This is a genomic window from Nocardiopsis listeri, assembly GCF_020741345.1.
In the GTDB taxonomy this organism is placed as follows: Bacteria; Actinomycetota; Actinomycetes; order Streptosporangiales; family Streptosporangiaceae; genus Nocardiopsis; species Nocardiopsis listeri_A.
Map to the genome: position 1 here is coordinate 1 of NZ_DYZD01000470.1, position 8,170 is coordinate 8,170.

Below are 8,170 nucleotides of genomic sequence, written 5' to 3' on the forward strand. Positions count from 1 at the left end.
ACCCAAGGACTGGACCCCGCCCGAGGGCTGGGAGCCGGGTGACGTGTACGTGCTGGAGACGACCCTGGGTCGGTACCTCTTCAACGAGGCCACTCCGGTCGACTACCCGTACGTCAACTTCCAGGTGGGCAAGAAGCAGGTCTCGACACTGGTCAACGACCTCGCCGAGAACTACCCGAAGGTCCAGGTCGCCACGACCCTGGACGCCCTCAAGGACGCCGGTTACCGCTGGGCCACCCGGTCCGGTCTGACCATCGGCATCGAGGACGTCGTCGCGCCGCCGCAGAAGGCGGAGATCCTCGCCCGGTACGACCGCAAGGCCGACAAGCTGCAGCGTGAGTACGACCGTGGTCTGATCACCGATGACGAGCGCCGCAAGGAGCTCACGGAGCTGTGGACCGAGGCGACCGCCGAGGTCGCCAAGAACATGGAGGACAACTTCCCCGCCGACAACCCGGTGTGGATGATGGTCCAGTCCGGTGCGCGTGGTAACCCGATGCAGGTGCGCCAGATCGCCGGTATCCGTGGTCTGGTCTCCAACACCAAGGGTGAGACGATCCCGCGTCCGATCAAGTCCTCCTACCGTGAGGGCCTGTCCGTGCTGGAGTACTTCATCTCCACGCACGGTCAGCGCAAGGGTCTGGCCGACACCGCGCTGCGTACCGCCGACTCGGGTTACCTGACCCGTCGTCTGGTGGACGTCGCCCAGGACGTCATCGTCCGCGAGGTGGACTGCAACACCGACCGTTCCCTGTGGCACGAGATCGGTGAGAAGAACGCCGCCGGCGTCGTCGGTCGCAAGCACAACGTCGAGAACACCGGTTTCGGCCGTACCCTCGCCGAGGACGTGCTGGACGCCGACGGCAACGTGGTGCTGCCCACCCTGTCCGACACCTCCGAGCAGAACATCGACAAGCTGGTCGCCGCCGGTATCACCCGGGTGCGCATCCGCTCGTCGCTGACCTGTGAGGCGAAGATCGGTGTCTGCACCACTTGCTACGGCCGCTCCATGGCGACCGGCAAGCCGGTGGACGTCGGTGAGGCGATCGGTATCATCGCGGCCCAGTCCATCGGTGAGCCCGGTACCCAGCTGACCATGCGTACCTTCCACATGGGTGGTTCGGCCGGTCAGGACATCACCCACGGTCTGCCCCGTGTCCAGGAGCTCTTCGAGGCCCGCATCCCCAAGGGTGTGGCCCCGATCTCCGAGATGGAGGGCCGGATCAGGATCGACGACACCGAGAAGAGCCGCAAGATCGTCGTGATCCCGGACGACGGCACCGACGAGATCGCCTACCCGGTCCCGATGCGTGCCCAGCTCCTGGTGACCGACGACGACCACGTCAAGGTCGGTCAGCAGCTCATCCAGGGTGCGATCAACCCGCACGAGGTGCTTCGCATCCAGGGCCCGCGCGCGGTGCAGCAGCACCTCGTGTCGGAGGTCCAGGAGGTGTACAAGTCGCAGGGTGTGTCCATCCACGACAAGCACATCGAGATCATCGTTCGCCAGATGCTCAAGCGAGTGAACATCCTGGAGTCCGGCGACACCGAGCTGTTGCCCGGTGAGATGGTCGAGCGGCCCAAGTTCGAGCGCATCAACCGGCGCGTGGTGTCCGAAGGCGGCCAGCCCGCCGCCGGACGTCCGGTCCTGCTGGGTATCACCAAGGCCTCGCTGGCCACGGAGTCCTGGCTGTCCGCGGCCTCCTTCCAGGAGACCACCCGGGTGCTCACCGAGAACGCGATCCACGGCAAGAGCGACCCGCTGCTCGGCCTCAAGGAGAACGTGATCATCGGTAAGCTCATCCCGGCCGGTACGGGCATTCCGCAGTACCGGAACATTCGGGTCGAGCCGACCGAGGAGGCCAAGGCCTCGATGTACTCGGTCTCGGGCTACGAGGAGCCGAGCGAGTACACCTTCGGGCAGGGTTCGGGAGAAGCCGTGCCACTGGAGGAGTACGACTTCGGGCCGTACAACCGGTAAGCAGCCGAACTGAACGTTGGCTGAGCTGACGGCGGCGGTCAGCCACCCCCATCACGGGGGGTGGCCCCGCCGCCGTTTCGTTGTTGTGGGTCGACACACCGCTGTGTTGACGGGGAGAGGGCGCCGCGGCGCCGGCGGGAGAGCAGGCAAGTGAGCGATAACGGGGGCGCAGAGCCGGGGAACCGGTCGTCCGGAGAGGACGCGGACTCCTGGTTCAAGCCCAGTGAGAACCGTTTCCGAACACAGTCCGATTACCAGGACCCCATGGACAAGGACGGGGACGAGCCCGAGGGCGTCGCCCCGCAGGAACCCGCCGCGGTCTTTCCCGACAGCGGCGGATATTCGGGGCTGAGCGCGTCGCGCCCGGCCCTGGTCGAGCCCTACCCTGACGCGCTGGGCGCTCCGCCCACACCCCCCGTGGCGAGCCCCGAACCTCAGGGGCCACCCGGCATCTCCTACCCGGGCGCGGGCAGCGGTGCCTATCAGCCGGTGACGCGGACCCCGGGTGAGCGGCCGTCGGCCTGGGAGCCCTCGACCCCGGACCAGCCCCCCGTACCGAACACCCACCCCGAGTGGGGTGCCCGCACAGGGGACGTCGCCGCGGCCGCTCCTCGGGTGCCGTCCTGGGAACCGTCCACGGAACCACGGGACCCCGCCGAGCCGCTGTGGCCCGGCCACGAGGAGAGCGCGGAGACCCCTTCGGAGAACGTGTCCTCCCAGGTCCCTCCCGGAGCGGAACCGTCGTGGGGCGCCGAGCCCGACCGGGAACCCGTCCGGGAGCCGGAGGATGGCCCGAGCCGGACCGGAGGCTATCCGGGCATCGCCGCCAGCGCGCAGGTCCCGTTGCCGCCGGAGGAGCCGGAGGAGAGCGGCCCTGCGGCCGCTCATGACTCCTGGGCCGAGGAGGCGACCACCGGTGCCCGGACCTCGGACGCGTGGGGAACCGACCTCGCGGCCGCGGAGGACCCGGTGCCCCGATACGGCACCGACGGTCTGGACGACTGGACCCCGGGTCCGAACCCCGGGCCGGATCGGGAGACCGTCGGCGAGGCCGATCCCTGGGCCGGATCCGAGCCGGAGCGTTGGGTCGACCCCGCGCCCTCCTACCTGGAGGATCGCCGCTACGAGGCGTCCCCCGTCGAGGAGGAGCCACCGGGGGAGCGGCCCGGCGAGGCGTACTCGGAGCCCTACGATGAGCTCTCCGCCCCGTTCCGCTCCTCGGTGCCCGCCGACGACGGTGGTCTGGGCACCGGCAGCGGCAACACCTGGGCGTTCGACCGCAACGACCCGCGGTTGCCGGACGTGGTCCGGGACGCCGAGCGACGTCGTCGCGGCGAGACCGGAGCCGAGCCCACGGGTCTGGACGAGATCCGTACCGAACGCGACGGGGGCCCCGACACCGGGGAACTGTCCGCCGCGGTGCCCACGTCCGAGGACCCGCTGGCCGCGATCGCGAACATGCAGTCGCGGGCCAAGGCCAAGGAGACCGAGGAACCGGAGGGGTACCACCCGGACCCGGCCGAGGAACCCTCCTGGAGCCGGGGCGCCGACAACGCCACCCGGATTTTCGCTCCGGCCGTCCATGACGAGGAGCCGCCGGCGTACGGGTCCGACAGCGGCCCCGCGATGCCCCACGACGAACTCGGGTTCGACGGTCGTGGCCTCGATGACTACGGAGCGGCCGGCGCGCGTTCCACCGACCGCGCTCAGGAGGCTCCCGCGGGCGGAGGGTGGAACACCGGCGGTTACGACGAGCTGGGCTACTACGACCGTGGTGACCAGGGGCTCGCGGAAGACGGTCGTCCGTCCTACGACGGCCGTGGATACGCGGACCAGGGATACGCGGACCAGGGGTACGCCGATCAGGGGTACCGGGAGGCGGGATACCCGGACCAGGGCGTCGGACGGCAGGAGGCCTACGACGACCGTGGTTACGACGACCAGGCCTATGACGACCGCGGTCACGAGGAGCGGACCCCGGACGAGCCCGGTTTCGACGACCGTCCCTCCACACCCGTGGCAGGGGTCCCCTCCGACCTGGGATCACCCTTCTCCTCCCACCCGCAGGTCCCGGCCGACGCCTGGAACGACGTTCCCGACGATGATCCCGGCGACGCCCCGGACACCCGGTACGAGGCCGCGGAGGAACCGGTCGCCGAAGAGAGGGGGCCGGAGTACGACGATGGCTTCACCCCCGCCGACTACGGGATGACCGAACGTCCGAAGTCGAACCGTCGCCGCCGTGACCGGATCGTTGAGGACTTCCCCGGCTTCGAGGACCGCCCCCTCGGGGGAGAGGCCGGCGACTCCTACCCCGGGTACGACAGCATCGACTTCCTGGCCGACACCGAGCCGGGCGCGATGCGGACCCTGTGGCTGGGCGTCGCCTCGCTGATCCCGTTCCTCGGTGTGATCACGGCGATCCTCGCGTTGTTCGTCACGGGCCCCAAGGCCAAGAAGGAGATCCGAGGGTCGCGAGGCACCCTCGACGGACTCGGTCTGATCACGACGGGCACCGTTTTCGCGGTGGCGGGCATCGTGGTCACGGTGATCTCCGTCGCGATCTTGGTGATTCTGTAGCCGCACGGCCGCTTTCGGGGGGAGAATGGGCCCTCCGGAAGCGGCCGTTCTCCTTGGACGGCCCTGCGGTCACATTCCAAGGGAAACCTGGGGCGAAACGAGTCTGAGAGCGCGTAGACTAGGGGAGACCCACGGCTACGCGAGAACCGGTTCCGTTTGTTCTCGCTATCTCGCACACCGTTTTGACCGCCTGGTCTGGTAGCGGTAGCCTGTGTGATTGTGCCCGTGAGTCGACGGGTCACACATGTGTGCGGTGCCCCAGTCCTTTTACAGGACGGACACGAGGCGCGCGGCGCATGTGAACCCCTCTCCTGTGAATCGGCCTCATGGCCGGGTGTGCTTCCGTTCCCGTGCTCGGGAACGAGGTCGACACGCCCGACTGCGGGGGCCGGGGAGTTTCGGGAAATTCAGCAGGTCAATAGCGATATCGGCTACGAGAACCGGCGTAGGTCACGAGGAAGACGGAGACGCGGTGCCCACCATCCAGCAGCTGGTCCGCAAGGGCCGACAGGACAAGGTCGCAAAGAACAAGACCCCGGCGCTGAAGGGGAGTCCGCAGCGTCGTGGTGTGTGCACGCGTGTCTACACCACTACGCCCAAGAAGCCGAACTCCGCTCTGCGTAAGGTCGCTCGCGTCAAGCTGAGCAGCGGCATCGAGGTCACGGCCTACATTCCCGGCATTGGTCACAACCTCCAGGAGCACAGCATCGTGCTGGTCCGCGGTGGTCGTGTTAAGGACCTGCCGGGTGTCCGCTACCGAATTGTCCGCGGTTCGCTCGACACCCAGGGTGTCCGGGGCCGCAAGCAGGCCCGTAGCCACTACGGCGCCAAGAAGGAGAAGTAAGCATGCCGCGCAAGGGCCCGGCGCCGAAGCGCCAGCTCATCACCGACCCGGTTTACGGCTCGCCGCTCGTCACCGCACTGATCAACAAGGTGCTGCTCGACGGTAAGCGCTCCATCGCTCAGAGCGTCGTCTACGACGCCCTCGAGGGTGCTCGTGAGAAGACCGGTCAGGACCCGCTCGTCGTTCTGAAGCGAGCTCTGGACAACGTCAAGCCCGCGCTTGAGGTCCGCAGCCGCCGTGTCGGTGGCGCGACCTACCAGGTGCCGGTCGAGGTTCGCGCCTCCCGGTCCACCACGCTGGCCCTGCGCTGGCTGGTCTCCTACTCGCGTCAGCGTCGTGAGAAGAGCATGACCGAGCGTCTGATGAACGAGCTTGTCGACGCCAGCAACGGTCTCGGTGCGGCCGTCAAGAAGCGTGAGGACACGCACAAGATGGCCGAGTCGAACAAGGCCTTCGCCCACTACCGCTGGTAAAGCGGCTGGACCTGAACAGACCGAAGGACGAGCCTCATGGCTAAGACATTGCTAGACCTTGAGAAGGTCCGCAATATCGGCATCATGGCCCACATCGACGCGGGCAAGACCACGACGACCGAGCGGATCCTCTACTACACCGGTGTCAACCACAAGCTCGGCGAGACGCACGATGGCGCCTCGACGATGGACTGGATGAAGGAAGAGCAGGAGCGGGGTATCACCATTACCTCGGCTGCGATCACCACCCAGTGGAACGACACCACCATCAACATCATCGACACGCCCGGCCACGTCGACTTCACGGTCGAGGTCGAGCGGTCGCTGCGTGTGCTCGACGGTGCCGTCGCGGTGTTCGACGCCAAGGAAGGCGTCGAGCCCCAGTCGGAGCAGGTCTGGCGTCAGGCCGACCGCTACGGCGTCCCCCGTATCTGCTTCGTCAACAAGATGGACAAGATCGGGGCCGAGTTCCAGCGTTGTGTCGACATGTTCCGTGAGCGCCTCGGCGCGAACGCCATGCCGATCCAGCTGAACATCGGTGCGGAGAGCGACTTCCAGGGCGTCATCGACCTCGTGAAGATGAAGGCCTACGTCTGGAGCGCCGAAACGCCGCTGGGCGAGATGTACGACACCGTCGACATCCCGGACACCCACGTCGACGCCGCCCGTGAGGCTCGCGAGTCCTTCATCGAGACTCTGGCCGACGCCGACGACGAGATCATGGAGATGTACCTCGAGGGCCAGGAGCCCACCGAGGAGCAGCTCGTCACCGCGATCCGTCGCGCCACCATCGCCGGCACCGCCGTGCCCGTGGTCTGTGGCACCGCGTTCAAGAACAAGGGCGTTCAGCCCCTGCTCGACGCGGTCATCGCCTACCTCCCCTCGCCCATGGACGTCGAGGCCATCGAGGGCCACGACCCCAAGGACGAGAGCGAGGAGACCAAGCTCGAGCGCAAGCCGAGCGTGGACGAGCCGTTCTCCGCCCTGGCCTTCAAGGTCGTCAGCGACCCCCACCTGGGCAAGCTCTCCTACGTGCGGATCTACTCCGGTGTCCTCGAAGCCGGCACCCAGGTGCTGAACAGCATCAAGGGCCGCAAGGAGCGCATCGGCAAGGTCTACCGGATGCACTCCAACAAGCGCGAGGAGATCGCGCGGGCCGGTGCCGGTGACATCGTCGCCGTCATGGGTCTGAAGGACACCACCACAGGTGAGACGCTGTGCGACCAGTCGTCGCCCATCGTCCTGGAGTCCATGACCTTCCCGGCTCCGGTCATCGAGGTGGCCATCGAGCCCAAGACCAAGAGCGACCAGGAGAAGCTGGGCATCGCGATCCAGCGTCTGGCGGAAGAGGACCCCTCCTTCCAGGTGGCCACGGACGACCAGACCGGTCAGACCGTGATCTCGGGCATGGGCGAACTGCACCTCGAGGTGCTGGTCAACCGCATGCGCGACGACTTCAAGGTCGAGGCCAACATCGGTAAGCCCCAGGTGGCCTACCGCGAGACCATTCGCAAGAAGGTCGAAGGCCACGTCTACACCCACAAGAAGCAGACGGGTGGTTCGGGTCAGTTCGCCAAGGTCAAGATCGACCTTGAGCCGCTGCAGTCCGAGGACGGCGCCGCTTCCGGTTACGAGTTCGTGAACTCGGTCACCGGTGGCCGCATCCCGCGGGAGTACATCCCCTCGGTCGACGCCGGCTGCCAGGAGGCCGCTGAGCTGGGCGTGCTCGCGCACTACCCGCTCGTCGGCATCAAGGTGACGCTGACCGATGGTCAGTACCACGACGTCGACTCTTCGGAGATGGCGTTCAAGACCGCCGGTTCGATGGCCTTCAAGGAGGCCGTCCGGCTGGCGAAGCCGGCTCTCCTGGAGCCGGTCATGGCCGTTGAGGTCACCACGCCCGAGGAGTACATGGGCGACGTGGTCGGCGACCTGAACTCTCGGCGTGGACAGATTCAGTCCATGGACGACCGTTCCGGTGTCCGACTGGTCAAGGCCCTCGTGCCCCTTTCGGAAATGTTCGGCTACGTGGGTGACCTGCGCAGCCGTACGCAGGGTCGAGCCAACTACTCGATGGTGTTCGACTCCTACGCGGAGGTTCCGTCCGCTGTCGCCACGGAAATCGTGGCGAAGGTTCGCGGCGAATAGTCGCGAACACGTAACCCGGCTGTTTCCCCGTGCCCGCGGGGTTGGACCACAGTCAGATAGATCTGTACGTCTAGGAGACTTCCAGTGGCGAAGGCAAAGTTCGAGCGGAACAAACCGCACGTCAACATCGGCACCATCGGTCAC

4 protein-coding genes and 1 pseudogene are annotated in these 8,170 nt (G+C 67.1%); all 5 read left to right on the plus strand.

Annotated features, from left to right (window positions below; all coding sequences use genetic code 11):
• A pseudogene (locus K8V84_RS25470) lies at positions 1-1,981 on the plus strand (DNA-directed RNA polymerase subunit beta'); the annotation flags it as partial.
• A gap of 150 nt (positions 1,982-2,131) precedes the next feature.
• A complete protein-coding gene (locus K8V84_RS25475; protein ID WP_304079387.1) occupies positions 2,132-4,561 on the plus strand; it encodes a hypothetical protein in 2,430 nt (809 codons plus the stop codon).
• Positions 4,562-5,033: 472 nt separating this feature from the next.
• Positions 5,034-5,405, plus strand: a complete 372-nt coding sequence (gene rpsL / locus K8V84_RS25480; RefSeq protein ID WP_014912437.1) for a 30S ribosomal protein S12 — start codon at positions 5,034-5,036, stop codon at positions 5,403-5,405.
• 2 nt (positions 5,406-5,407) lie between these two features.
• Complete coding sequence (rpsG, locus tag K8V84_RS25485) at positions 5,408-5,878, plus strand: 30S ribosomal protein S7 (protein WP_067597751.1); 471 nt, start codon at positions 5,408-5,410, stop codon at positions 5,876-5,878.
• A gap of 36 nt (positions 5,879-5,914) precedes the next feature.
• Positions 5,915-8,026: an elongation factor G gene (gene fusA / locus K8V84_RS25490; RefSeq protein ID WP_304079405.1), complete on the plus strand. Its 2,112-nt coding sequence runs from the start codon at positions 5,915-5,917 to the stop codon at positions 8,024-8,026.
• Positions 8,027-8,170 lie beyond the last annotated feature (144 nt).